This window comes from Nocardia aurea, from assembly GCF_003123685.1.
In the GTDB taxonomy this organism is placed as follows: domain Bacteria; phylum Actinomycetota; class Actinomycetes; order Mycobacteriales; family Mycobacteriaceae; genus Nocardia; species Nocardia aurea.
The window spans coordinates 540056-564813 of record NZ_QCYJ01000021.1 but is presented as its reverse complement, the minus strand read 5'-3'; the positions used below and the strand labels follow the sequence as shown (position 1 = coordinate 564813).

Here is a 24758-nt window from a genome sequence, read left to right as displayed (position 1 = left end):
TCGGAACGACTTGCAGCCCAGCGCATTCGAGAACAATCGTGCCATCGACCGGCGGGGACGCCTCGGCAATCGACTGCTTCAATCGCGCCATAGCGGAATTTCTCGATCACCCGGAACAATGGCGTGATCGCGGATTCATATCGCACCGTTCAATTCACGATGCGTTCAAAGAGTTGTCACAATTCGCTGTTGTCGTGGAAAACATGAATTCTGCGGATTCGGCCGAAACGTTGCACGGCCTGCTAGCCCGCGTCGCCGCCGACCACCCCCTGGTGCACGCCCGGTTCTGGTCGGTCTCCGAATCGCTGAGCTATCGCGAACTCGATCGGGCGGCGCGTTCGATGGCCGCCGCGCTGGTCCGGCGCGGGATCCGGCGCGGTGAACCGATCGGCATCCTGTGCCCCAACGCTCCGGAATTCCTGATCTGCCTGTTCGCCGTCGCCGCGGCGGGCGGCGCGGCGACGCCGCTTCCGCTGCCCGCCGGCGCGAAACAGACCGGGGCCTATCCCAAGAAACTGGCCGCCATCGCCGAGGCGGCGGGAATGAACACCCTGCTCGTCTCGCATCGCTTCGCCGATCTCACGCCCCTGATCGCCGACGCGGTCGAGGCCGAACTGCTCGACACCGGCGCGCTGACCCGCCTCGCCGACGAGATCGAGGACACCGACACCGCGTTGCCGCAGATGCGAGACGACGAACCCGCCATCGTGCAGTTCACCTCCGGCAGCACGGCGATGCCCAAAGGTGTTCGCCTGACCCATCGCAACGTGCTGAGCGGACTGGCCGCCATCCGTTCCGGCATCGACCTGAGCCTCGATGATCAGGGCGGATTCTGGCTGCCGCTGTTCCACGACATGGGCCTGTTCGGCACGCTGTCGGCGGTCCTTCGCGGTATCCCGGCGCACGTGTGGTCGCCGATGTCGTTCGTCAAGGATCCGGCGCGCTGGCTGGGCGAATTCGCCGAGAGCGGATCGACCATCACCGCGATGCCGAATTTCGGCTACGAATCGCTGCTGGCCGCGATCCCGCCGGACGAGGTCACCGAATTCGATCTGCGGCGGTGGCGGATCGCGTTCAACGGGGCCGAACCGATCTCGCACGACGTGGTTTCCGCGTTCTGCGCACGTTTCGCACCGGTGGGATTCGCGCCGTCGACCATGTTCGGCGTGTACGGCATGGCAGAGGCGACGCTCGCCGTCGCCTTCCCGCCGCTGGGCCGCGTACCGGTCTTCGAATGGGTCGACCGCGCCCGGCTCAGCGACGACAGTCGCGCCGAGACCGTCCCCTCCGACGCCGCGGGCGCACGCGCGGTCGCGGGCGTCGGTTCGGCCGTGGCCGGACTCACCCTGCGCGTCGTGGCACCCGATACCGGAACCGAATTGCGCGACGGCGCGGTCGGCGAGATCCTGATCCGCGGCGCCGCGGTGACCGCGGGGTATCTGTCCGCCGATCCGGCCGCGACCGCGGGCCTCATCACCGACGACGGCTGGTTGCGCACCGGCGATCTCGGATACCTGCGCGCGGGTGAACTCTTCGTCACCGGCCGCGGCAAGGACATGATCACCGTGCGCGGCGCGAACTACTACGCCCAGGACGTGGAGGCCGCGATCGGCGATCTCGACGGCATCTACAAGGGCCGGTGCACAGCGGCCGCCGATCCGGGCGGAGCCGACATCATCGCGCTGATCGCCGAATCCGAGCGCACCGGCGCCGAGGCCGAGCTGCTCGCCCGAGATATCCGCGACCGGATCGCGGCCGAACTCGGCCTGGCCGCCGTCGAAGTCCACATCGTCGCTCCGCGCAGCATTCCCCGCACCAGCAGCGGCAAACTCCGCCGCCTCGCCGCACGTGACCTGCTGACCGCCGGTCACTGAACCCCTCCGGCCACTTCCGCACCGCCTCTACCGATCTGGAGCCACGATGCACAGCTACGACGTATTCCGCCATTACGAGCGGCTGCACTGGCGCCTCGCCGACCTGGATCTCGACGCGATCGACCGCAGTCTGGTCCGCCCCGAGTACATCACCCTGGCCAAGAGCGCTACCATGGGCGAATCCAATGTGATCGCCGCCGTCCACGGATTCATGAACGAATTCGTCGACGACTACGACTTCTCCACCTTCGCCGTGATCTGGGGATACCAGGAAGTACAGCACCACTACGCGTTCCGGTCGTGGCTCGGCGCGGTCGGCGAAGCCGTCGACGAGAAAGCCGTCGATTCCATGCGCGAGCCCTACGCCCCCGGCACCACCCCCTCCGCCACCCTGGCCACCAACATCATCTCCGAGCTGACGGTCAACCACATCTACCGCGCGGTGTCGAACTGGGTGCGCGAGCCGGTGCTGAAGAACCTGCTGCTCGACGCCAGCCGCGACGAAGCGGGCCATGCCCGCGAATTCATCCACTACGCCACCGAGCGGTTGAAGCGACGCCCCGAAGAGCTGCCCTCCGTGCTGGAAACGCTCTACGTCTACAGCTCCGAAGCCAAGATCAAACATCCGGTGAGCACCTTCAAATCCGGGATCACCGAACTCGGCGACCACGAGACCATCGATACCGGATTCGAGCTGTTCCTCGAACAGGTCGCAGCCGTCGGCGAACTGGATGTGTTGCACGACAAGGTCCGCCGCACCTTCGCGAATATGACCGGCCTCGATCTGTCGAGTAACGCCAGGGTGCGCCGCGCGCTCGCGGACGCGCTGGTCTGAGCCGGATCGACGTCATGGATCAGGAAACCATCGCCGTGCCGTGGTCGGTCATCCCCGACTACCGGTGCTTCGGGTGTTCCCCGCACAACGAAGGCGGCCTGCGTCTGGTCTTCACCGCACACCCCGACGGGTTACAGGCCAGGTTCCGACTCGACCGATCCTTCGAGTCCTACCCGGGTGTCGTGCACGGCGGACTGACCGGCGTGATCTGCGACGAGGTGATGGGGAATCTGATCGTGCTCGCACGGCACACGCCCGCGTTCACCGTCTCCCAGCGCACCCGGTTCGTCACACCGCTGCTCGTGGATCGCGAATACACCTGCGTGGCAAGTCTTTCCGGTAGCCGCTCGGATGCCCTGATCCAGGGCAACGCCGAGATCCTCGACGCGTCCGGAGCCCTGTGCGCCGGATCGACCGCCACCTACCAGCCCTTCGACTTCCGCGACGTGCGCCATCAGCTCACCCTCGACGACGACGAGGTCGCCCTGCTCGCACACGCTCTCGCCCCCGAATCGCACGACCGCCCCGCAACCAACCGTCCCGCAACGAACGGAGCCCTGCCATGACCGCGAACACCCCCGACGAGATCCTGCGCACCATCACCGCCATCGCCGTGGCCGAAACCGGTATCCCCGAGGCGGACCTGCGTCCCGATGTCGACCTGCGCGCGATGGCGGGCGTCGACTCGGTGCGAGTGCTGCGCATGGTCGCCAAGATCGAGCGCGCCTACGACATCGAACTCGAAGACGAAGCCGTTTTCGGCATGGCCACACTCGACGATGTCGTCGCCGTGGTGGACAGCGAACTGCGCCAGGCCGCCGCGTGAGCGTCGACAGCGTCACAGCGGACAGCGTCAGCGGGCCGGGCGCGATCGCCGATACCAATCAGCACTACGACCTCGACCCGGATATCTTCGGCCAGTTCCTCGATCCGCTGCGCAAGTACAGCGCGGGCCGCTACCTGTCCGAACACGACACCCTCGAACAGGCCCAGCGCAACAAGTTGCGCTTCGTCGCCGACCGCCTCGGCCTGCGCGGCGGCGAACGACTGCTCGACATCGGCTGCGGCTGGGGTTCGCTGATCCTGTACATGGCGGCCGAACTGCGGTGCGAGACACTCGGGGTCAGCCCGGCGCCGCGCCAGCACGGATACATCGCCGAACAGGCCGCCGCCCGCGGTGTCGCGGATCTGGTCCGCACCAGGGTCGGCCACTTCGAACGTCTCGACCTGCCCGCGCGCGGTTTCGACGCGGTGACCATGCTCGGTTCGATCGTGCACATGCCCGACCTGGACGAGGTGTTCCGGCGCGCGCGTGCCGTGCTGCGCCGCGACGGCAGGCTCTACGTCTCGGAGAGCTGCTTCCGCAATGCCGCGATCCGGGCCCGTTTCGACGACAGAGCCGGTACCGATTTCGTCCGCGAGGACATCTTCGGCTGGGGCGATCTGCGACCGCTGTCGGATCTGGTCACCGCCGCGGAGAACGCGGGCTTGTCGATCATCTCGGTGGACGATCTGACCGAGGACTACCACCGCACCATCGAGGACTGGATCGCCAACGTCGAGGCGAACGCGGCCACGATCGACACGCACGGGGCGGGCATGGCCCAGCGGCTGCGGCACTACCTGGAGATCGCCAACGCGGGCTGGGGGTACACCACCAAGCATTACGCGCTGGTGTGCCGCAACGGCCGCTGACACCGGAGGACGACGACCATGGACATCGAGTCCGGATTGATCCCCGTCGGCGATATCGCCGAGGCCGTCGACGGGTTCCTCGCCGCCTCCCCCGCCGCCCGTGGCTGGGATGTGGAGACCGCCGTCGACTGGAGCCGTGCCGACGCGGGTCTGCTCAGCGAGGGGCAACGCTCGGCGGTCGAGTTCATCACGCTCATCGAGGATCACCTGCCCGGCTATTTCGAGGTGTACCACCGGTATTTCCCGGTCGACGACACCGTCGACGCGCCGACCTTCGTCCACAATCGCGAGCTGTACCACTTCACGGTCCGCTGGGCCCTGGAAGAGGACACTCATGCCCGCGCGCTGACGCGCTACCAGCAGGCGTCGGGGATGGCCGAGCGCGACGCCCTTCGCACCGCGTTGGCGGTGGAGGGTCGTCGCCCGTTCGACCTGCCCTACGAGCATCCGGTGCAGTTCTTCGCCTACGCGCTGGTGCAGGAGAAGGCGACGCAGATGTACTACCAGCAGCTGCGTGACGTGGTGGGCGATCCGGTGCTGGCGACGGTGCTGTCGCGGCTCGCGCGCGACGAGTCACGGCATTTCAGTTTCATGGCCGATGTGGTCGGGCGCTATCTGCGCGTGCACGGTGACGCCGTCGTCGAACCGATCCGCGACGTGGTGGCGCATTTCCGGATGCCGCTCGCCGACACCATGCGCGGGTATTGGCGCTGGGCGCTCAAGATCGCGGACGTGGCCGAATACGACCACACCGAGGCCTACGAACATTTGGTCAAGGTGATCGACCGCGCGGTCGACGCGCGCACCGATCGGGTCGACGAACTGGTGCGATTCATCGACCAGTGCCGGATCGTGGCCTGACCGCGACAAGGAAGGGGCCCGCGACATCGTGTCGCGGGCCCCTTCTCGTCGGGTCAGCTCCCCGGCTGAAGGACCAGGATCGTGGTCGAACCGTGCGCGATCAGCTTCCCGCCCGCGTCGGTGATCCGGCCCTCGGCGGTGGCGGTGCGCCGCCCGACGTGCACCACCTCGGCATCGCAGGTGAGCCTGCTGCCGTCGAGCGTGACCGACCGGATGAAATTCACTTTCAGTTCCAGCGTCGTGTACGCGACGCCGTCGGCGAGCCTGGTGAACACCGCACTGCCCATCGCGGTGTCCATCAGGGTGGCGAGCACGCCGCCGTGCACGGTGAACATCGCGTTGATGGTGGCCGGATTCGGGTCGAGGTAGTAGCGGGTACGACCGTCGCCCACGTACTCCTGCCGGATTCCGAGCGACGCGCCGACGCCCAGATTCTCCCGCAGGCCCCGCTCGAACACCTCGGTCAGTTCACCGGCTCGCGACGCGACCGTTCCGGTGAGTCCGCTGCCGTTGGTCTGGGTGCTGGTCATGAGATCTTCCTCCCTGCCGTACAAAGTGCCGAATTCGCCGCGCATCCGCATCGGCTTCTCAACGCTCACCCATTCCCCGGCCGGACGCCGGTCCCGCGCGATATTCGATTGGCGCGATCGACGTTCGCGATCGACGCCTCACGAACGGCGTTTCGCGATCTGTGACAATGCCCGAAAATACCGCCTCACGCGGGTACGCATTCGATGTCATGACGCACCGCGTGCAGAAATATCGAAGAATTCGCCACCGATCACGCCCCTGTGCGCCTACCCTTGACGCGTCAGTTTTCCACTACGGCTCGACCACCTGTCGCGAAGTGGTATTCGACCACTTCGCCTAGAAGTTGGGAGAAGCACCGAATGGACAATCGCGACATTCTCGCCGCCTTCGCACTCATGGACCGAGACGGCGACGGCTACGTCACCCGCGACGAATTCTTCGCGCATTACCAGAACGAGGGACGTCAGCCGCACGACATCATCGCCATGTTCGACACTCTCGACAGCGACGGTGACGGGATGATCGTCAAGCACGAGGTCCAGGCCGCGCGCGACCGTATCTGAGTCGGTTCGAACGCGGGCTCCGCGAGCGAGTCGGTCCCGGATATCGTTCCGGGACCGACTTTCTCGTCGGTGTCAGTGCCCTGACATGCCGCCGTCCACCGCGAGGGTCGTCCCGGTGATGTAGGAACTCGCGGGACTCGCCAGGAAGACGACGGCCGCGTCGAGTTCGTGCTGTTCGCCGAGCCTGCCCAGCGGGCTGGTCTGTCGCACGAAGGTCAGCAGTTGGTCGGCGGGCACGGCGGCGGTCATCTCGCTGGCGAAATAGCCGGGGGCGATGGCGTTCACCCGGATACCTCGGCGGCCCGACCACTGCTGGGCGAGATCTCGGGTCAGGCCGATGAGCCCGGCCTTGCTCGCGGCGTAGGCCGCCTGTGGCGCATAGGATTTGATCAGGCCGAGCACGCTGGCGATATTGACGATGCTCGAACCCGGCGTCATCCGCTGCCCGCAGGCCTGCGCCGCCCAATACGCGCCGTTGAGATTCAGGTCGATGACCTTGCGGAATTCGTCGGGCTGCTCCCGCATGGCCGGGACCGCCGTTCCGATACCGGCGTTGTTGATCAGGATGTCGATGCGGCCGTACTCGGTCATCGCCGCCTCGGCCATGGCCTGGCACCGTTCGGGATCGGATACGTCCGCGCCGACGACGAGTGCGCGCCTGCCGAGTTCGCGCACCCGGGTGGCGACGGTCTGCAACTGTTCGGTCCTGCGGGCCGCCAGTACCAGATCCGCGCCCGCCTGGGCCAGCGCCAGGGCGAATCCCGCGCCCAGACCCGAGCTCGCGCCGGTGACGATCGCGACCTTGCCGTCGAGGCGGAACAGGTCGAGTACGTTGCTCACAGTGACTCCGTCGAACGATGTCCGGTGCGCGAGACGGTTCGCAACGCGCGTAATCCGGCGGCCATGAATTCCGGCGTCGCCTCGGCGGCGCGACGGGCGTCCCCGCCCGCGTCCGAACCGTGCAACGCGCGATGCGTGATGCCCTCGCCGATGACGCCGAGTTTGAAATTGGCCAGGGCGAGATAGAAATTCCAGTCCGCGAGATCACGCCCGGACAGGGTGGCGTATCGCTGCGCCAAAACCTCCGGCGACGGAAGGCGCGGGCTGGTCCATGCCGCGTCCGCGCCGAGGACGAGATCGAATACCGGTGTGCGATAGACGCACATCAGCGCGATATCGGTCAGCGGGTCACCCAGTGTCGACATCTCCCAGTCGACAACGGCGCGCACGATATCCGGCGACTCCGAATCGAGAATCGTATTGTCGATCCGGAAATCGCCGTGGATGATCGACGCGTCCGACGTCGCGGGAATCGCCTCGGACAATGCCGCGTGCAGTGCCGCGAAATCCGGGAGGTCTCGGGTCTTCACCCGATCCCATTGCCGGGCCCACAGCGCGACCTGGCGGGCGACGAATTCGTGTGGGCGACCGAAATTCTCCAGCCCCGCGGCCCGATAGTCGACGGCGTGCAGATCGACCAGGGTGGCGACGAGCGCGGCCGCGCTCGCCTCGACCTGCGCGTCGGTGAGCGTCGCCAGATCGGCGCGGTCGCGGATCACGCTGCCCTCGACGTATTCCACGACCGTCATGGGCGCGCCCAGCGCGGCGCCGTCGGCGTCGAAGGCCACCGCCGCCGCGACCGGCACGGAGGTCCCTGCCAGTCGACTGGTGACGGTGTACTCGCGCGCCATGTCGTGCGCGGACGGGGTGAGTCCGCTCGTCGGCGGACGGCGCACCACCCAGGTCGAGCGGTCGTCGTAGGCCTTGAAGGTCAGATTCGAGCGCCCGCCGCTGATCAGTTCGACCCGCAGTTCGCCTGCGACGTCGATACCGGCGCCGACGAGGTAGTCACGCAGAGCCGCGACGTCCATACCCGGCAGAGTCACGGGGTCTCCTTCGATTCGGTCTCCCGCGCGGCGCGCTTGGCCGCGCCGATCACCCGTTTGGCGATCGCCCACCTGTGCACTTCCGACGGTCCGTCGTATACCCGGAACGGCCGCACCTCGCGCGACAGTCGTGCCAGCGGCAGATCGTCGGAAACCCCGAGTCCGCCGCACATCTGGACGCTGCGGTCGACGATCCGGAAGATCGCCTCGGCAGCGAAGGTCTTCGCCACGGAAGTGGAATTCGCCGCCGTCTCACCGGCGTCCAGTTCCCAGCACGCACGGGTCAGCAGCGCCCTGGTCGCCGCGATGTCGATCTCGTTGTCGGCCACCATCTGCTGGACCATGCCCAGATCCCCGAGTTTCGCGCCGAATCCCTGCCGCCGCGCGACGTGGGCGACGGCGATGTCGTGCCCGCGCCTGGCCGCGCCGAGCCAGCGCATCACATGGGTCATCCTGGCGGGTCCGAGCCGCACCTGCGCGTATTCGAAGCCGCGGTCCACCTCGCCGAGCACCCCGGCGTCGGGGACGAACAGGTCGTCGAAGAACACCTCGCAGTGGCCGCCGAGCATGGATTTGTCCAGGGTGGAAATATGCCTGCCGACCCGGAGGCCGGGCGCGTCGGCCGGGGTGAGGAACATGGTGGCGCCACCGCGATCCCCCGGTTCGCCGGAGGTACGGGCGAAGATGATGAAGAATCCCGCGCCGTCCGCTCCGGTGATGAACCATTTGTGGCCCGAGATCCGCCAGCCGCCGTCCGCGCGTACCGCTCGTGTCGTCAGCGCGGAGGGATCCGAGCCCGCGCCGGGCGCGGGTTCGGTCATCGCGAAGGCGGACCTGACCTCACCGCGTGCCAGCGGTTCCAGGTACTGCTGCTTCTGCGTTGCGTCGGCAATATGGGCCAGCATGTGGACATTGCCCTCGTCCGGGGCCGCGATATTCAGCGCCGTCGGACCGAACAGCGAATAACCCGCCTCCTCGAAGACCGGTGCGCGATCGGACATGTTCAGACCGTGTCCGCCGTATTCGACCGGCGCGTGCGGGGCGAAGACGCCCGCCTTCCGCGCCCGCGCGTGCAGTTCGACCCGTATCGCGTCCCCACCGGCGGCGGCGATATCGCCGACGTGCTGGTCCTCGATCGGGAGCACGACCTCGCGGACGAAGGTCCGCACCTTCTCGACCAGCGCGGTCGTCTCCGGTGAATACGACAGGTCGATCGGCATCGGAAACTCCTCCAGCGTGGGCGGCGGTGGGCAGCGGACCACCGATCGATTAGAACGATCGTTCGGTCCTCTTGAGGCAATACACTGGCATGTTCGTGCTGTGCACGTCAAAATGTTCAGTAATCCTGAACAGAGCGGAGGAGAACCGGCGATGGCGTCCGATACTCACGAGTCGATTCGTTCCGCGCGGCGCGCGGCCGGGGTTTCCCAGCGCGAACTGGCGCGCAGGCTCGGTCTGAGCACCGCGACCATCAGCGCGATCGAAAGCGGGAAGACCGGTGTCAGCGTCGAGCGACTCCGGGTACTCGCCGACGCCCTGCACGTGGATGTACGCGACCTGGTCGGCGGCGCCGAGCCCGTCGCGCGCGGTCGCGGATCCGACGCCGGAGTACGGGCGGCGGTGCGGCGGGACGGCGCGCGGCACTGGCGTGAATTCCCGCCGCTGTCGATCGATCCGGTGCTCGACGCGGCGATCGAATCGTTCGTCGAGACCGGGTACCACGGGGCGACCATGCGCTCGCTGGCCCATCGCGCGCGAATGAGCGTGCCCGGCGTCTATCACCGCTATCGCGACAAACAGGAACTGCTCGTCCGTGTCCTCGACATCACCATGGACGAATTGCACTGGCGGGTCGCCGCCGCGCGCGCCGACGGTGCGACGAGCGTCGAACGGGTCGCGCTGATCGTGGAGGCGCTGGCGCTCTACCACACCCACCGCCGGGCGCTCGCCTTCATCGGCGCGAGCGAGATGCGCAGTCTCAAGGGTGAGAACCGACGTCGCATCACGCACTCCCGCAACGAGATCCAGTATCTGCTCGACGAGGAGATCGCCGCGGCCGCCGCCGAGGGCACCCTGCGGACCGAACACCCGCGCGACGCGGGGCGGGCGATCGCCACCATGTGCACCTCGCTGTCACAGTGGTTCCGGATCGACGGCCCCTCCACGCCTGAGCAGATCGCGCGCGAATACTCCGAATTCGCACTCGATCTGCTCAGGAAGACGCCCGGGTAGTCGATGGGCACGGGCCCGCTCGACCGACCGCTCACCCGGATGCGCGCACGTCGGCGGCGGGAGTACTCCCTCGCCCATCCCTGTCGGATCGGATCGCGCGGCTAAGCGATCTTCTCCAGCGGCGGCGCGGATTCGCCGATGGTGGCCTTCGTCTCGCCGATCAGCCTGCGCAGGAACGCTTCCTGTTCGCGTCGCCCCTGGATCGCGGCCCGGTCGGTGCCGCCGGGTGACAAGCGGACGAACGCGCTGCGCACCAGGTTGACCGGGATGCGCAGCGCCGGGTACCAGGGTGGAACGTAGGCGGGCAGGCCGAGTGTGCGCATCGCCTTCGGGCCGAGAAACGCGGTGGTCACCGACAGATGCTGGGCGCGGGCGATGCGACCGCGCAGGCCGGGCAGGTTGGGATAGGACCACTGCAACGGGTCGTCGGCCATCGGCACGGCGAGCTGGCGGCTGGTCTCGTCGGGGTTGGTGATGGCGGCCAGGCAGTGGTACAGGATCTCCACGCCGTCGCGGAAACCCGTTGGCAGCCACTGCTCTTCGACGCCGATCAGCCAGCCCACGTAGCGGGTCAGGTGGGCGGCGGCGACCGTGTCGGCCCGCGACGGGACGATGCCGAGCACCATGCCTCCGACGAAGGGGGCGAGCAGCGCGCCGACGAGCGTGGCCGCCATATCGGTCTGATTGATGGGCAGGCCCCAATCGTCCCCGCGCCAATCCGGCATGGCGGCGACGTGGCGGCGGACCATCGAGTGGATGAAACGCACGTGCAGCGTGGAGCGGTAGCCCTGACCGAACAGGTCCATACCGTTCTCGGTGGACACATCCATGGCCCATTGCAGGGTTTCGGCGAACCGCCGGGCCGGGCCCTTCTCCAGCGCACCGGTGCGGATCAGCGTCTTGTTGAAACCCGAGGCGAGATATCCACCGAGGAAGGACACGTCGCGCGCGAAATAGAGACCGTCGGAACCGCCGGAACGGAAGACCCGCTCGCCACGGCGCAGCAGTTCGGGATCGACCCAGTCGGGCGTCGTCTCGACCATGGAGAAGAACGCGCGCAGGGGTCGCGGCGCGTCGGGGACGCTGTCGATTCCCGCACGCAGCGCCTGTTCGAACAGGGGGCGGGTGGTCGCCATGCCCTCGGCGTACATCCAGTCGACAAGCCGATCCATCGGTTCGTCGCCGACGACGAGGGATTCGCCGAGTCGACGCCACCGGTCCGGCGAGGGCTCACCGATGCCGAGCAGCAGGGCGATCGGTCCGAGACCGGGCGGCCTACGGGGCTGATCGGGGTGTCGAGTAGGCAGATTCGGCGAAGTGGTCATCCTTGACTTCCTCAGATGGTGTGGCGATGCCGTGTTTCATCAACGGCACGATGGCGGTGCGGACGAAAGCGCGGGCCTTGTCCGGATCGGCGAAGTCGACGTTGCCGCCGCCCGGCGTGAGCATCAGCGAATGTGCCAGGCGGGCAACGAGTTCGGCGACGGGTCGGGGGTCGTATCGGGCGACGAGACCCGCGGCCTGCGCCTGGGTGAGCATCCCGACGATGTAGTCGATCCCGATCGCCACCAGGCGTTCGCCCTGGACGGTGTAGAAACCGAGCACTTCATCGGGGGCGACGCGAAGCAATTCGGTGATCAGCCGGTGGATTCTGGTCTGCACCAGGACATGCAGCATCGTCTCCTCGATCTGCGCGTCGACGCCGGAGGCCGTCGCCGCGATCCCGGTGACCTCGGCGAGCATCCGCCGGGTCTCGCGGGCCAGGACCGCTTCCACGAGGTTGTCCTTACCCGCGAACCGGCGGTGCACGGTGACCCTGCTGATACCCGCTCGACGGGCGATGTCCTCGAGGCTGGCACGCCGGATTCCGACCTGCACGATGCGTTCGAGCGCGGCGTCCATGATCGCCTCGTCCACATCGTCGAATCCATCCCTCATGTAACGAAGATAGAAATCATGTTGCATTATGTCAATGTCTCACCCCCGGGCCCCAACGCCGCGACCGGAAGCCGCCAGCGCACCGTCCGGCGCCGAACGAGACTTCTGCTCATGGATCTTCAGTTGCAGAACAAGGTCGCGGTGGTCACCGGCGGGTCGAAGGGAATCGGGCTCGCCACCGCGCGCACCCTTCACGCCGAAGGGGCACTCGTCGTCGCCGCGTCGCGGCGTTCGACCCCCGAACTCGACGAACTCGCCGGTGATCGGTTCGCTCACGTCGCCGTCGATCTGTCCACCCCGGACGGTCCCGCATGGGCCGTCGAGCGGGCCGAACAGCTGTTCGGCGGACTCGACATCCTCGTCAACAACGCCGGTGGCCCGCCGAAGGGGGCGGTTCTGCCGCGGTTCTCCTTCCACGACCTCGACGACGCCGACTGGCAGGCGATGCTGGACTTCAATCTCATGACGACGGTGCGGGCGGTGGGTGCCGCGATCCCGCGCCTGCTGGCACGAGGCGGGGGCGCGATCGTCAACATCTCCTCGACCATGGCCCACGTGCCCAGTGGCACGAATGTCGACTACGGGGTGGCGAAAGCGGGTGTCCGCAATCTCACCAAGGCCCTCTCGGAGGAATTCGGGCCGCGGGGCATCCGGGTGAACACCGTCTCGCCCGGGCCGGTCGTCACACCCTGGTGGACCGAGGACGGCGGCGCCGCCGATGTCATCGCGGCGGCGACGGGCACCGATCGCGCCGACGTCCTCGGCGGCGGCGCGGCGCGGATGATGCGGTTGACGACCGGTCGGCTCATCGCGCCACAGGAGGTCGCCGACGCGATCGTGCTGCTGTGCTCACCGCGTTCGGCCAGTACCACCGGGACCGACGTCCTGGTGGACGCCGGTTCGAACAAAGCGGTCTGAACCGTCATGCGGCGGCGGTCAACACCACGATCGGAATGGTCCGAGTGGTCATCGACTGATAGCGGCGTACCCCGGCTGGACGGCGACGATCTCGCGCCAGAGTTCGTCGCGTTCCTCCGACGGCAGCTCGCGCGCGATCATCGGCCGAACGGGGCCGCGCTTGACCGAGACCTCGACGGCGGGATTCGCACGCAGGTTGTGCAGCCACGCGGGGTCGGTCGGTGCGCCACCGCGGGAGGCCACGATGACGATCGTGTCCCCGTCGAGGATCGGCGCGGTGAGGATGACGGTATGCGATCGCCCGGATCGACGGCCGATCGTGGTGAGCGCGATCGTGGGCATACCTTTGAAGACCGTGCCGAGGGTGCCCCGGCTGAGCGTCATCACGCCGCGGTGAATGGCATTGATGGTTCTGAGCTGGCGATCGGTCACCATGATTCGACTCTCTCTCGGCTATCGGTGGATACCTGTCACCAGCCTCCCGATGCCACTGAAGGTCGACTTGCGGACGACTTGCGGCGGCGGCCCGAGGACACCTCGGGGCGACCGCGACAGCCCGACTCGAGTCGGACAACGAAAGAGCCCGTTCTCGCTTCGATACGAGGCGAGAACGGGCCCTTCGCTACCTTTCAGCTATCGCAGGTTTCTACCGCCGAGAACGAGCGAGTTGGATGAGGGTCGCGATCATCCGGTCGATCTCCTCGCAGGTGTTGTAGAAGGCGAAGGAGGGACGCACCGTTGCCTCCAGACCGTAGCGGCGCAGGATCGGCTGCGCGCAGTGGTGCCCGGCGCGCACCGCTATCCCCTTCTCGTTCAATGCCTTTCCGACTTCGAGCGGCTCGAATCCCGCCATCACGAATGACAGGACGCTGGCCTTCTCCCGTGCGGTGCCGACCAACCGCACACCCGGAACGGCCGCGAGCAGCGGTGTCGCGTATTCGAGGAGATCGTGCTCGTAGCGGGCGATATTCTCCATGCCGATACGTTCCACGTATTCGATCGCGCTGCCGAGACCGACGGCATCGGCGATATTGCCGGTGCCCGCCTCGAAACGTCCCGGCGGCGGCTGGAACAACGCGCGTTCCAGTGTCACGTCGCTGATCATGTTGCCACCCCCCTGCCAGGGCGGAACATCTTGCAGCACTTCGGATTTCCCGTAGACCACGCCGATACCCGTCGGCCCGTACAACTTGTGCCCGGAGAACACGAAATAGTCGGCGTTCAGCGAACGCAGGTCGACACGCGTGTGCGGCACCGATTGAGCGCCGTCGATCACCGCGATCGCTCCGGCACGGTGGGCCTGGTCCACGATGGCGCGTACCGGGGTCACCGTACCGAGCGCGTTCGACACGTGGGCGACCGAAACGAGTTTCGTGCGGTCGGACAGCAGACGGGTGTATTCGTCGAGAAGCAGATCCCCGTTCTCGTCGACCGGGATCACCTTCAGTACCGCGCCGGTCTCCGCCGCGAGCATCTGCCACGGCACGATATTCGCGTGATGCTCGAGATGTGAGATGACGATCTCGTCGCCTTCGCGAATATTGGCGCGACCCCAGGTCTGTGCGATCAGGTTGATCCCCTCGGTGGCGCCTCGGACGAAGATGATCTCCTCCGAGGACGACGCACCGAGAAAACGCGCGACGATATCGCGTGCGTTCTCGTAGGCATCGGTGGAACGCGCCGCCAACTCATGCGCGGCCCGGTGGATATTCGAATTCTCGTGCTCGTAGAAATACGCGAGACGGTCGATGACCGCGCGCGGCTTCTGCGTGGTCGCCGCATTGTCGAACCACACGAGCGGATGACCGTTGACCCGCTCCCGCAGAATCGGGAAATCGTTGCGGACGGCGTACACGTCGAACGGCGGACGCGGGTCGGGCGCGATTCGGCCCGCGTTCGATTCCAGGAAGTAGAACGGCGACGACGGCGCGGGGGCTTTGGCCTGTTCTGTCGGCCGGTCGAGGAAATAGAAAGCGGGCGCACCCGCGATCGGCACCGACCCCGCCGAATCCAGCGCCCGGGTCGGTGGGAGCAGTTCGGTGAACGCGGGCAGCGGCGGCGTGAAGTATTCGGCGTAGGAACCGATCACACCGGTCGACGGATCCGCGACGGTCGGGGCCGCGGATTCCGGCGCGACGGTCGCCGCGGTCGCGTATGTCGGCGCGGGCACGGCCGCACCGGCGGCGGGGATGCCGGTGGCGGGTGTTCCCGAATGACCACGCGGTGACGAAAGTGATTGCGGTACCGAAGAACTCGGCTCGCGCATGCCATTCACGGCAGCGGACGGGACGGCGGTCGCCGGGGAGGTGTACACCGGTGCCGTCCGCGCGGGCGGCCCGGCCGGGTCGATCTCCCAGCCGGGCACGGTCGGCTCCGGTGTCGCCCCGCCCGGGGGCGCGGCGGCCCCGCCGACCGGAGTCGCGGACGGCGACGTACCCGCTCGGGGCGCCGGAGCCGTGGGTGTGGCGGCGAGTGCCGTCACACCCGGCGACGCGGACGGCATGGCCGCGAAGATCTGCGCGGCCAGCCGATTCAGGGTCGATTCGTCCGGTAACAGCGGACCCGGCGCAGCGGCGTATTCGGCCTGCTCCGACGCGCCCGACTGATCAGCTGCGGTAGGTCGGGGCGTAGTCATGGAACTTGTCCACCTCGGCTCCCTCGAGCACGGCCACCGCGTCGTCGGTGAGTACCGCGAGCGAGCAGTACAGCGACACCAGATACGAGGCGATCGCGCTGCGATCTATTCCCATGAATTTCACCGAGAGACCGAGGCCCTGCTCGCCGGAAAGGCCCGGCTGGTAGAGACCGATCACGCCCTGCCTGGACTCACCGGTACGGATCAGCAGGAATTTCGTCTTCCCGCCTTCGACCGGAACCTTGTCCGACGGAATGATGGGAATGCCGCGCCAGGTGATGAATTGGGACCCGAACAGACTCACCGTCGGCGGCGGAACCCCGCGCCGGGTGCATTCTCTGCCGAAGGCCGCGATTCCCTGCGGGTGGGTGAGGAAGAACGCGGGCTCCTTCCACACGCGGGCGATGAGATTATCCAGATCGTCCGGGGTCGGCGGTCCACCGAGCGTGGAGATCCGCTGTTTCTCCGCGGTATTGGCGATCAGTCCGTAGTCCGGACTGTTGATCAATTCGCCTTCCTGATGCTCCTTGATCGCCTCGATCGTGAGCCGCAGCTGCTGGGCGATCTGATCGTGCGGGCTCGAGTACAGATCGGAGACGCGAGTGTGCACATCCATGATGGTGTGCACCGCCTTGAGGCGGTACTCCCTGGGTTCACGGTCGTAATCGACGAAGGTGTCCGGCAGGGGGGACTCATCGAAATTGTCGCATTGGATATCGACGGTGTTCTCGTGGGTGACCCGGTTGCGCCGGAAGATACCCGCTTCCACCGGAACCCAGTTCAGCAGATGAACGAGCCAGCGGGGGCTGATCGACTCCATCTGGGGAACGGATTTCGTCGCATTGGCCAGTGTCCTCGCGGCGTCGTCGCTGAGGGCAACCGGTTGCGGCCTTGCACTTGTCATTCGAACCACCTCGGCTCGGCAAATCCACCGTTATCGGCTGGGCCAATGCTAGCGCCGCAGACCCCGGTTGTCGCGCTGGATCCGATCTCCGACGCGTCGTGTCGCGAGAGTCACTCCAACTGGACACGCCGAGTCGGTGGCGCCCCGGACACGCCGAGCGGCCACCGGCGATGCCGGTGGCCGCGTATCGATGGCGTGCCCGAATCCCCCTGCCGTTCAGTATTCTTCGCCGAGCGTGGCGGTCAGGCGCCGAGGAAGGCCTCGCCCTCGAGCGATTCGGAGAGCCGCCCGTCCACACCCCGGGGGACATCGCCCTCGATGGTCACCCGGTAGAGCACCCGGTCGTAGCCGAGGTGGCCCGCGTCGGGAATGGCGAGATGCGCGGTGGCACGGTTGTCCCAGAACGCGACGCTGCCCGGCGCCCAGCGGAAGCGCACCGTGTACTCGGTGCGAGTGGCTTCCTCCCACAGCGCGTCGAGCAGGTGGGAGCTCAGGCGAGGGCCGAGATTGCGCACCGTCTTCGTCTTGCGGGTGAAACCGGGGCTGACGAACAGCGCCCGCTCCCCCGTCTCCGGATGCACGCGCACCACCGGATGGAAGGTGCGCAACGGCTTGCCGTCGATCACCGCCGCCCGCGCACTGCCCTGGGTCGCCCGGTTCTCGAAGGTGTGCTCGGCGTCGAGGACGTCGGCGAAGGCGCGCACCTCGGCGGGCAGATTCTCGTAGGCGGCCACCAGATTCGTCCACGCGGTGTCGCCGCCGTACGGGGGCAGGATGTCGGCGCGCAGGATGGAGAAGGCGGGCGGATTGATCAGCGCGGTGACGTCGGTATGCCAACTGCTGTCGTAGGAGGTCCGCTTGCGCCCGTACTGCGTGCCGTAGCGACGGCTGTCGATCGGCAGGATCTCCGGGAAACCCTCCGGCGGGTTCTCCTCGTACGGATGGGCCGGAGTGACCTTTCCGAACCGGCGGGCGAAGGCGATCTGTTCCGCGTGCCCGATCGTCTGATCCCGGAAGAACACCACCTTCCACTTCAACAATGCCTGCCGAATTTCCGCGATCACCTGATCGGAAAGTTCCTCGGAAAGGTCGACACCGGATATCTCAGCGCCGGTATACCCGGACTGCGGCGCGACCGTGATCGTCGATTCCGTCGAAATCTGTTCTGTCGCCGCGATTGTCATCGGACCCACCACCTGATTCGCTCGGGGAGAACATGTCCTGACCAGGCTAGGACGGACGGCGAAATCCCTGACGGGTTGCGATCGGCAAGATTGTCTACACCATTCTTGAAGTTTCCCTTGACGGTGTTTCCGAGCAGAATTTTCGATCATCCTGATCCAGTTCATTGCCCTAGGCAACGAATTTCGCGCACTGTTGTCCTGGCGTGTGTGTTCGAAATGCAGGAGGTTTCCCGATCATGAGCTACGGCAGAGGCGCATTGCTCGCCGGAGCGGATACCGGGACCGGCGGCGACGTCCGCACCCTGCGTACCGGCCTGGCGATGATGGCGCGCGGATGTGCCCGCATGCCGGGAGCGGCCGCGATAGCGATCGGCTCCGGACTCACCAACGCGGTGTGCATGGTGCTGGCCGCGAAGGCGATCGGCTGGAGTACCGAACACGTGGTCGTCGCGGGCTTCGCCGAGCAGCGATTCCTGGTGGGCGCGGCCGCGACGGGAGCGCTGTTCGTCCTCGTGGTCTCGCTGCTGCGCATCCTGACGATCATCTCCCGCGGCGTCGCGACCGGCATCGTGCAGTACCACAACGAGGCCGCGACCAGGAAGGCCGTCACCGCCGCGTACCTGCGGCTCGGCGTCTCGTGGCACCGCAGGCATTCGGCGGGCGAACTGGTGTCGCGCGCTGTCTCCGACGCCGAGACCGCGTGGGACCCGATGCAGCACTTTCCCTTCGCGGTCGGCATGACGGGCATGTTGCTGCTGGTCATGGCCGATATCGCGCTGGCCGACCCCTGGCTGGCGCTGATCGCGGCGATCCTCATCCCGCTGGTCTTCGCCGCGAACCTGCTGTATCAGCGGGTGCTCGCGCCCCGGGCGCGCGCCGCCCAACAGCAGCGCGCCGTCGTCAGCGGACTCGCGCACGAGGCGGTCGCCGGACGCCAGGTGATCCGGACCCTCGGCATCACCGAACGCGAGATCGATCGGTTCGCGCGGGCCGCCGACGCCTCACGCGCGGCCAACCGGCGCATGGGCAACGCCGGCGCGATCTTCGATCCGGCGATCGAACTCATGCCGCCGCTGGCCGCGCTGGTGATCCTGGCCGTCGGGGTGGCCCGTGTCGACGCGGGCCACCTCGGAGTCGGCGCCCTGGTCGAGGTCATCTATCTGCTCATCACCACGGCCATTCCACTCAATGTCATCGCCCGATTCCTCGGTGTGCTGCCGCTCGGGGTCGCCGGGCACACCAGGGTCGAGCAGATTCTCACCGCGACCGAGCGACCCGCCCACGGCCGGTCCACGCCCTCGGGACGGCCCGACGGGGTGGCGCTCGAACTCGCCGACGTCGACTTCGGCTATCGCGACGCGGGCGGCGGGCGGGCGCACGCCGATCGCGACGCCGTGCGGGATCTCACGCTCGCCGTCCGCCCGGGTGCGGTCGTCGCCGTCGCCGGGGCGACCGGCGCGGGCAAGACCACGCTGCTCGCGCTGCTCGCCCACCTGTTGGAGGCCGACCGCGGCACGGTGTCGGTAGACGGCGTCGACACCCGACTCGTCGCGCCGGAGGCGGTGCGCCGACGTACCGCGCTCGTCACCCAGAACGCGTTCCTGTTCGCCGATACCGTGCGGGCCAACGTCGTCCTCGACGCGCGGCCCACCGGATTCGTCGACGGGACGACACCGCAGCCGGCCCGGCCGCGGAGCGTCGACGACGCGGACACCGAACTCGACCGGGCGCTGCATATCGCGGGTGCGGCGGAATTCGTCGGCGAACTGCCGCACGGCGCCGACACCGTCCTCGGCGAGGACGTGCAACTCTCCGGCGGACAGCGCCAGCGGATCGCGTTGGCCAGGGCGGTTTTCCGACGTCCCGGCCTGCTGCTGCTCGACGACGCCACCTCCGCTCTCGACCCGCTGGTGGAACGCGAGGTGGTCGACGCCCTGCGCGCGGAGTACGCGGGCGATGATCGCCGTACCACCGTCGTGCTGGTCGGACACCGCGCCGCCACCATCGCCCTGGCCGACACCGTGGTCTTCCTCGAGGGCGGGCGGATTCGCGCGGTCGGCGCACACGAGGAACTGCTCGACACCGAGCCGGGATACAGCGCGCTGCTCGGTGCGTACCGGGCGGACGAAGACGGCGGCGAGGTGCACGAAACAGATGCCGCCGACGGGCGATTCCCGACGCGACCCGGCGACGGTGACGGGCGCGAATTCGACACGGTCTGCGCGAACCCACCGCCACCCGGCCACCGGTCCGGACCCGGCCGCACCGTTCTGCAGGCGCGGTGAGCACCTCCGAGTACGAGCGGGCCACCCCCGAACGCACCTACGGCACCGCCGCTCTGCTGCGGCGGGTGCGTCGCGACACGACGTTCTCCGGCCGTTCCCTGGTTCTGATCCTGCTGCTCGCGACGGTCGCGGCGTCGGGCCGCATCGTCATTCCCGTCACCATCCAGTACGCGCTCGACCACGCCCTGCTCTCCGACGCCGACGCCGCGACCCGGTCGCGTGTGGTGACCGGCGCGGTGGCCGTCGGGGTCACGGCGGTCCTGCTGGCGATGCTCGCCTCCGCGCTGATGAACCACCGGCTGATCCGCGCCGTCGAACAGGCGCTGTACGAACTGCGGGTCGCGGCGTTCGCGCGCATCCTGCGGCTCTCGCCCGCCGACCCGAGGGCCGAGTCCGGCGGCGCGCTGGTCGCGCGCGTCACCAACGATGTCGACGTCGTCACCCTGTACGCGCAGTCCGGCGGAATCACGTTGGTGCAGAACATCGCCCAGATGCTGCTGGCGCTGGCGGTGATGCTGGTCTACTCCTGGCCGCCCGCCGTACTCGTCCTACTGATCGGTCTCGGTGTCCCGCTGGCCGGACACAGTTTGCAGCGGTGGGTGGGCCGACGGTTCGACACCGTGCGTCGACGCATCGGCGAACTCTACGCGGGGCTGCTCGAGGTACTCGTCGGCATCGACACCATCCGCGGATACGGCATCGAGGAGCGCATGGGCGAACGCGCCGCCGCGCAGATCGACGGGGTGCGCGACGCACAGTGCCGCACGCTGTGGCCGATGGGTTTCAACATCTCCATCGGCGAGGTCGCCAGCGGACTGATCACCACCGCGGTACTCGTCGCGGGCACCGCCGCCGGGGTCGGGGTGTTCGGGGTCGGGTTCGGGCTGAGCGCGGGCGATGTCGTGGCCTTCCTGTTCCTGGTCACGTTCTTCGTCCGGCCGATGCAGTTCGCGGTCAGCAGTCTCGCCGACGCGCGCAATGCCGAAGCGGGCCTGCGCCGCGTGGTCGAGATACTCGATCTGGAGCAGGTGTCGGGGACGGGCAGCCGCACCACCCTGCCGGAAGGACCCGCCACCGTCGAATTCCGCGAGGTCGGATTCGCCTACGTCACCGGCAGACCCGCGCTGCACGATGTCGACCTGCGCATCTCCGCGGGCGAGCACGTCGCCTTGGTCGGCGAGACCGGTTCGGGTAAGAGCACTTTCGCGAAACTGGTGACCAGGCAGCTGCTGCCGGGGTCGGGCACGGCGACGCTGTGGGATGTCGATATCGCGGAGATCTCCGACGACGCGCTCACGCGACGCGTCGCCATCGTCCCGCAGGAAGCCTTCCTGTTCGATCGCACCGTCGAGGAGAACATCGCCCTCGGACGTGCGGGAGCCTCGCGGGCCGACGTGCTCGCGGTGCTGGCGCGACTCGGCCTCACCGGCTGGATTCGCGGACTGCCCCAGGGGCTCGACACCCGCGTCGGTCAACGCGGCGAAGCGCTCTCGGCGGGTGAACGCCAACTCGTCGCGCTGGCCAGGACCGCCATGGTCAACCCGGATCTGCTGGTTCTGGACGAAGCGACCAGCGGGGTGGACGCGGGTACCGACGTACGGGTGCAGCACGCGCTGGCCAGGCTGACCCACGGCCGGACCACGGTGACCATCGCGCACCGGATGCACACCGCCGAAACCGCCGATCGTGTGCTGCTGTTCCACGACGGGACCGTGGTCGAACAGGGCACGCACGCCGAACTGCTCGCGCGCGACGGTCGCTACGCGCGCCTGCACGCGGTCTGGGCGCGGGATTCGGTCGCAGTGCACCAGCGTGTGCCGAGCGACGTCGGCGGCTGACCGCGCCCACCCATCCCTGTCCGAACGGAGAATCGACATGCCCTCTCGCAGACTGTTCCTCAATGTCGGTGTGAACAGCACCGGCTACCACGGCAATTCGTGGCTGGCCCCGGACGCGGCGTGGGACCGGTTCCTCTCCTTCGACCATTACGTCGAGGTGGCCCGGCTGGCGCGCGAGGGCGGCTTCGACGCCGTGTTCCTCTCCGACCATCCCGCGTTGCAGCGCGCCGACACCAGCAGGCCGCTGCACTCGCTCGACCCGATCGTGCTGTTCACCGCGCTCGCCGCCCGGGTACCCGATATCGGGTTCGTGGTGACGGCGTCGAGCTCCTACAACTCGCCGTACAACCTGGCGCGGCGGCTGTCGAGTATGGATCACATCTCCGGCGGCCGGGTGATCTGGAATGTGGTGTCCAGCTTCAATCCGGATATCGCCGCCAATTTCGGATCGGCTCCGCTGCCGGGTCGCGCGGAGCGGTATCGCCGTGCCGAGGAGTTCGTCTCGGTGGTCAAGCAGCTGTGGCGCAGCTGGGACCACGATGCCGTCGACACCCCGGCGGCACTCGGCGACCCGCTGTGGTCCGGCGAGTCGGCGCGCCCGATCGACCACCACGGCGAATTCTTCGATATCCGCGGCCCGCTCAATGTGCCGCTCGGGCCGCAGGGGCATCCGCTCATCGCCCAGGCCGGGGCGTCCGACGCGGGGATAGATCTCGCGGGCCGTCACGCCGACCTGGTGTACGCCGCACTGCTCGGCAAGCATGCCGCACGCGAGTTCGGGGCGCAGCTGCGAGAGCGGGCCGCGGCGCACGATCGCGATCCGGAGACGGTGCGCGTGCTGCCCGGTCTCGTCCCGATCGTCGCGGACAGCACCGACGAGGCACTGCGTCGCCACGAGCGCCTCAACGGTCACGCCGACGAGCTCTCGCTGGTGCGCTCCTTCGCCGACCGGCACGGTCTGCCGTTCGATCCGGACGGCATCGTCGTACCGGAGTTGTTCCACTCCGAGGAGAACCAGCAGGGCCCCGTCGGTTTCACCCGTTCGCTGCACGATCTCGTGTCCGCCGAACCGTCGACGTTGCGTCAACTCGCACGTCGCGTCGACGGCGGCCATCGGCTCGTGCTCGGCACCCCCGCCGAGGTGGCCGAACAGATCCTGGACTGGTGGCGCGACGACGTGGTCGACGGTTTCACGATCCAGCCGCCGACCCTCCCCCACGACCTGCGCACCTTCGTCGAACAGGTCGTTCCGCTGTTGCGGGCCGAGGGCGCGGTGACCACCGATTACCCGGAATCCACCGTCCGCGCCCGCTTCGGGCTTCCCGACCCGGTGGCGTCCGCACCGACCCGCTGACCCGACACCCCCTTTGAACGTGCGTCCAGTCTGTTTCATGGCTACCTTTGTGGAAGCGGATGTGATGAGGGGGTTCGTGGTGGTCGAGTGCCTACCCGAGGTCGAGGCGAAGCTCGAGGCGATGCGGGCAGAGTACGAGGAGTTACTGCACGGCGACGGATGGTCGTTACAGCGGTTGTTCAGTACGGCCGATTTCGATATCGCCGCGTTCTGCGCGGATTTCCGACCGAACCGGTTCGCAGCCGTCGCGCTCGCCGAGACCGAGAGCTTCTGCCGCCGATACGGCATCTGGCTCGAGTCCACGGGCACGCACTACAACAGCATGACCCCCTACCTGCATCCGAACACGATCTCCCCGGAGCGCATGACGACCATCGGGATCTACAACGCGATCCTGTTCTGGCTCAACGACACCGTGGGTCGCGAGAAATTCGCGAACCTGACCGCCGTCGACCAGCAACGCGCGACCCGAACCCTTCGACGTCTGTCCGCTCTGCTCGAGACACGCTCCGCCGCGGCCGATCCCGATCCGGTGGAGATGGCATCTGCCGAATTCCTCACGCTGCTGGCCGATTCCGCCGACGCGGCGTGGCTCGACGAATTCCTGGAGTCCACGCGCGCCCATCTGAATACGGCCATCAGGGACCAGAACGCGCGCGCCCGCGGCGGAGTACTCGGCGTGACGGAGTACATCGACCTCAGAGGCGATGTCTCCGGGATGTATCCCGCGATCGCGCTGTGCGAATTCGGCCGCGACGAGTACCTGCGATGGGATCGGATCCGAGCCGCCGGGCTCGGCGAACCCCTGGCCCGGCTCCGGCGGCTGACCGCCGATATCGGCGCGTTGATGAACGATCTGTTCTCCTTCGAGAAGGAATGCATCCGCGACGGGTCGGATTTCAATCTCGTCTCGGTGTGGCTGCTGAACACGCCGGGTGCCCGCCTCGCCGACGCCGTCGAGGCGGCCGCGGGCATCGTGCGCGAACGGTTGCTCGAGTTCGTCATGCTGCGCGACCGGATCGGGGCCCTGTGCGACGCGCTGCCGGAACGCGACGTCGCTGTTATGGTCGGCACCCAGGTCGAGGATATGTCGGGGTGCGTGCGAGCCACGTGGGTCTGGCAGCTCACGACCCTCAGATACAAGGGCGCGTCGATCTTCGTCGAGAACCGGATGACCTGATCGTCGTTGCCCTGACCGGGACTTCCGTACGGCGGTTCCGGCGAC

Annotated in this window: 23 protein-coding genes; 13 read left to right on the top strand and 10 right to left on the bottom strand. The window is 67.6% G+C overall.

All coding sequences use genetic code 11. From position 1 onward, the window contains the following. The first annotated feature begins 203 nt into the window (after positions 1–203). The 6 genes from DAT37_RS10075 to DAT37_RS10050 are packed head-to-tail and all read left to right on the top strand — an operon-like array spanning position 204 to position 5265. On the top strand, positions 204–1874 hold the full coding sequence (locus tag DAT37_RS10075) for an AMP-binding protein (RefSeq protein ID WP_109524538.1): 1671 nt from the start codon (positions 204–206) through the stop codon (positions 1872–1874). A gap of 46 nt (positions 1875–1920) precedes the next feature. Beyond that, a complete protein-coding gene (locus DAT37_RS10070; RefSeq protein ID WP_109524408.1) occupies positions 1921–2709 on the top strand; it encodes a ferritin-like domain-containing protein in 789 nt (262 codons plus the stop codon). Between the two features lie 14 nt (positions 2710–2723). Beyond that, positions 2724–3275: a PaaI family thioesterase gene (locus DAT37_RS10065; protein WP_109524407.1), complete on the top strand. Its 552-nt coding sequence runs from the start codon at positions 2724–2726 to the stop codon at positions 3273–3275. Then, positions 3272–3535: an acyl carrier protein gene (locus DAT37_RS10060; RefSeq protein ID WP_109524406.1), complete on the top strand. Its 264-nt coding sequence runs from the start codon at positions 3272–3274 to the stop codon at positions 3533–3535. Before DAT37_RS10065 ends, DAT37_RS10060 begins: the two co-directional genes overlap by 4 nt. After that, entirely contained in the window at positions 3532–4404 is an 873-nt protein-coding gene (locus tag DAT37_RS10055; protein WP_109524405.1) for an SAM-dependent methyltransferase, read from the top strand. Before DAT37_RS10060 ends, DAT37_RS10055 begins: the two co-directional genes overlap by 4 nt. Before the next feature lie 18 nt (positions 4405–4422). Next, positions 4423–5265: an acyl-ACP desaturase gene (locus DAT37_RS10050; RefSeq protein WP_109524404.1), complete on the top strand. Its 843-nt coding sequence runs from the start codon at positions 4423–4425 to the stop codon at positions 5263–5265. Positions 5266–5318: 53 nt separating this feature from the next. On the opposite strand, the gene DAT37_RS10045 is transcribed toward DAT37_RS10050, so the two are convergent. Then, entirely contained in the window at positions 5319–5864 is a 546-nt protein-coding gene (locus tag DAT37_RS10045; RefSeq protein ID WP_232839623.1) for a PaaI family thioesterase, read from the bottom strand. Between the two features lie 291 nt (positions 5865–6155). Here DAT37_RS10045 and DAT37_RS10040 point away from each other — a divergent pair, with 291 nt between their 5' ends. Further along, the gene (locus DAT37_RS10040; RefSeq protein WP_109524403.1) at positions 6156–6359 is read left to right on the top strand and encodes an EF-hand domain-containing protein; all 204 of its coding nucleotides are present in this window, start codon (positions 6156–6158) and stop codon (positions 6357–6359) included. 72 nt (positions 6360–6431) lie between these two features. Here the strand turns inward: DAT37_RS10040 and DAT37_RS10035 are convergent, their stop codons facing one another. Genes DAT37_RS10035 through DAT37_RS10025 form a run of 3 tightly spaced genes read right to left on the bottom strand, consistent with a single transcriptional unit; the run spans position 6432 to position 9465 of the window. Continuing rightward, positions 6432–7199 (bottom strand): SDR family NAD(P)-dependent oxidoreductase, encoded by a 768-nt coding sequence (locus DAT37_RS10035; RefSeq protein ID WP_109524402.1) that lies wholly within the window; start codon positions 7197–7199, stop codon positions 6432–6434. Further along, positions 7196–8230, bottom strand: coding sequence for a phosphotransferase family protein (locus DAT37_RS10030; RefSeq protein WP_109524401.1), 1035 nt, complete (start codon positions 8228–8230; stop codon positions 7196–7198). Before DAT37_RS10030 ends, DAT37_RS10035 begins: the two co-directional genes overlap by 4 nt. A gap of 11 nt (positions 8231–8241) precedes the next feature. Next, positions 8242–9465 carry an acyl-CoA dehydrogenase family protein gene (locus DAT37_RS10025; RefSeq protein ID WP_109524536.1) on the bottom strand — a complete coding sequence of 408 codons (1224 nt, stop codon included), beginning with the start codon at positions 9463–9465 and terminating at the stop codon, positions 8242–8244. 151 nt (positions 9466–9616) lie between these two features. Between DAT37_RS10025 and DAT37_RS10020 the strand changes: the two genes are divergently transcribed. After that, the gene (locus DAT37_RS10020; protein WP_109524535.1) at positions 9617–10477 is read left to right on the top strand and encodes a helix-turn-helix domain-containing protein; all 861 of its coding nucleotides are present in this window, start codon (positions 9617–9619) and stop codon (positions 10475–10477) included. A gap of 101 nt (positions 10478–10578) precedes the next feature. On the opposite strand, the gene DAT37_RS10015 is transcribed toward DAT37_RS10020, so the two are convergent. Continuing rightward, the gene (locus DAT37_RS10015) at positions 10579–11802 is read right to left on the bottom strand and encodes an oxygenase MpaB family protein (protein ID WP_109524400.1); all 1224 of its coding nucleotides are present in this window, start codon (positions 11800–11802) and stop codon (positions 10579–10581) included. Continuing rightward, positions 11753–12415, bottom strand: coding sequence for a TetR/AcrR family transcriptional regulator (locus DAT37_RS10010; RefSeq protein ID WP_109524399.1), 663 nt, complete (start codon positions 12413–12415; stop codon positions 11753–11755). Before DAT37_RS10010 ends, DAT37_RS10015 begins: the two co-directional genes overlap by 50 nt. A 111-nt stretch (positions 12416–12526) precedes the next feature. Here DAT37_RS10010 and DAT37_RS10005 point away from each other — a divergent pair, with 111 nt between their 5' ends. Further along, positions 12527–13333: an SDR family NAD(P)-dependent oxidoreductase gene (locus DAT37_RS10005; protein ID WP_109524398.1), complete on the top strand. Its 807-nt coding sequence runs from the start codon at positions 12527–12529 to the stop codon at positions 13331–13333. A 48-nt stretch (positions 13334–13381) separates the two neighbouring features. Here the strand turns inward: DAT37_RS10005 and DAT37_RS10000 are convergent, their stop codons facing one another. The 4 genes from DAT37_RS10000 to DAT37_RS09985 form a co-directional block, all read right to left on the bottom strand. Continuing rightward, entirely contained in the window at positions 13382–13768 is a 387-nt protein-coding gene (locus tag DAT37_RS10000) for a nitroreductase/quinone reductase family protein (RefSeq protein ID WP_232839622.1), read from the bottom strand. A gap of 211 nt (positions 13769–13979) precedes the next feature. Continuing rightward, positions 13980–15968 carry a family 2A encapsulin nanocompartment cargo protein cysteine desulfurase gene (locus tag DAT37_RS09995; RefSeq protein WP_109524397.1) on the bottom strand — a complete coding sequence of 663 codons (1989 nt, stop codon included), beginning with the start codon at positions 15966–15968 and terminating at the stop codon, positions 13980–13982. Continuing rightward, positions 15940–16872 carry a family 2A encapsulin nanocompartment shell protein gene (locus tag DAT37_RS09990; RefSeq protein WP_109524396.1) on the bottom strand — a complete coding sequence of 311 codons (933 nt, stop codon included), beginning with the start codon at positions 16870–16872 and terminating at the stop codon, positions 15940–15942. The genes DAT37_RS09995 and DAT37_RS09990 overlap by 29 nt, the downstream gene beginning before the upstream one ends. Positions 16873–17114: 242 nt before the next feature. Then, on the bottom strand, positions 17115–18056 hold the full coding sequence (locus DAT37_RS09985) for a TauD/TfdA dioxygenase family protein (protein ID WP_109524395.1): 942 nt from the start codon (positions 18054–18056) through the stop codon (positions 17115–17117). A gap of 236 nt (positions 18057–18292) precedes the next feature. On the opposite strand from DAT37_RS09985, the gene DAT37_RS09980 reads away from it, so the two are divergent. Genes DAT37_RS09980 through DAT37_RS09965 form a run of 4 tightly spaced genes read left to right on the top strand, consistent with a single transcriptional unit; the run spans position 18293 to position 24713 of the window. Beyond that, on the top strand, positions 18293–20341 hold the full coding sequence (locus tag DAT37_RS09980; RefSeq protein ID WP_109524394.1) for an ABC transporter ATP-binding protein: 2049 nt from the start codon (positions 18293–18295) through the stop codon (positions 20339–20341). Continuing rightward, on the top strand, positions 20338–22179 hold the full coding sequence (locus DAT37_RS09975; RefSeq protein ID WP_109524393.1) for an ABC transporter ATP-binding protein: 1842 nt from the start codon (positions 20338–20340) through the stop codon (positions 22177–22179). The genes DAT37_RS09980 and DAT37_RS09975 overlap by 4 nt, the downstream gene beginning before the upstream one ends. A gap of 37 nt (positions 22180–22216) precedes the next feature. Then, positions 22217–23533: an NtaA/DmoA family FMN-dependent monooxygenase gene (locus DAT37_RS09970; RefSeq protein ID WP_232839621.1), complete on the top strand. Its 1317-nt coding sequence runs from the start codon at positions 22217–22219 to the stop codon at positions 23531–23533. Between the two features lie 37 nt (positions 23534–23570). Continuing rightward, positions 23571–24713 carry a terpene synthase family protein gene (locus DAT37_RS09965; RefSeq protein ID WP_232839620.1) on the top strand — a complete coding sequence of 381 codons (1143 nt, stop codon included), beginning with the start codon at positions 23571–23573 and terminating at the stop codon, positions 24711–24713. Positions 24714–24758: the final 45 nt, after the last annotated feature.

Coding starts and splice junctions, on each gene's coding strand:
- DAT37_RS10075 (WP_109524538.1), top strand. CDS start 204: ATGAATTCTGCGGATTCGGCCGAAACGTTGCACGGCCTGCTAGCCCGC.
- DAT37_RS10070 (WP_109524408.1), top strand. CDS start 1,921: ATGCACAGCTACGACGTATTCCGCCATTACGAGCGGCTGCACTGGCGC.
- DAT37_RS10065 (WP_109524407.1), top strand. CDS start 2,724: ATGGATCAGGAAACCATCGCCGTGCCGTGGTCGGTCATCCCCGACTAC.
- DAT37_RS10060 (WP_109524406.1), top strand. CDS start 3,272: ATGACCGCGAACACCCCCGACGAGATCCTGCGCACCATCACCGCCATC.
- DAT37_RS10050 (WP_109524404.1), top strand. CDS start 4,423: ATGGACATCGAGTCCGGATTGATCCCCGTCGGCGATATCGCCGAGGCC.
- DAT37_RS10040 (WP_109524403.1), top strand. CDS start 6,156: ATGGACAATCGCGACATTCTCGCCGCCTTCGCACTCATGGACCGAGAC.
- DAT37_RS10030 (WP_109524401.1), bottom strand. CDS start 8,230: ATGGACGTCGCGGCTCTGCGTGACTACCTCGTCGGCGCCGGTATCGAC.
- DAT37_RS10025 (WP_109524536.1), bottom strand. CDS start 9,465: ATGCCGATCGACCTGTCGTATTCACCGGAGACGACCGCGCTGGTCGAG.
- DAT37_RS10020 (WP_109524535.1), top strand. CDS start 9,617: ATGGCGTCCGATACTCACGAGTCGATTCGTTCCGCGCGGCGCGCGGCC.
- DAT37_RS10015 (WP_109524400.1), bottom strand. CDS start 11,802: ATGACCACTTCGCCGAATCTGCCTACTCGACACCCCGATCAGCCCCGT.
- DAT37_RS10010 (WP_109524399.1), bottom strand. CDS start 12,415: ATGAGGGATGGATTCGACGATGTGGACGAGGCGATCATGGACGCCGCG.
- DAT37_RS10005 (WP_109524398.1), top strand. CDS start 12,527: ATGGATCTTCAGTTGCAGAACAAGGTCGCGGTGGTCACCGGCGGGTCG.
- DAT37_RS10000 (WP_232839622.1), bottom strand. CDS start 13,768: ATGGTGACCGATCGCCAGCTCAGAACCATCAATGCCATTCACCGCGGC.
- DAT37_RS09995 (WP_109524397.1), bottom strand. CDS start 15,968: ATGACTACGCCCCGACCTACCGCAGCTGATCAGTCGGGCGCGTCGGAG.
- DAT37_RS09990 (WP_109524396.1), bottom strand. CDS start 16,872: ATGACAAGTGCAAGGCCGCAACCGGTTGCCCTCAGCGACGACGCCGCG.
- DAT37_RS09985 (WP_109524395.1), bottom strand. CDS start 18,056: ATGACAATCGCGGCGACAGAACAGATTTCGACGGAATCGACGATCACG.
- DAT37_RS09980 (WP_109524394.1), top strand. CDS start 18,293: ATGAGCTACGGCAGAGGCGCATTGCTCGCCGGAGCGGATACCGGGACC.
- DAT37_RS09970 (WP_232839621.1), top strand. CDS start 22,217: ATGCCCTCTCGCAGACTGTTCCTCAATGTCGGTGTGAACAGCACCGGC.
- DAT37_RS09965 (WP_232839620.1), top strand. CDS start 23,571: ATGGCTACCTTTGTGGAAGCGGATGTGATGAGGGGGTTCGTGGTGGTC.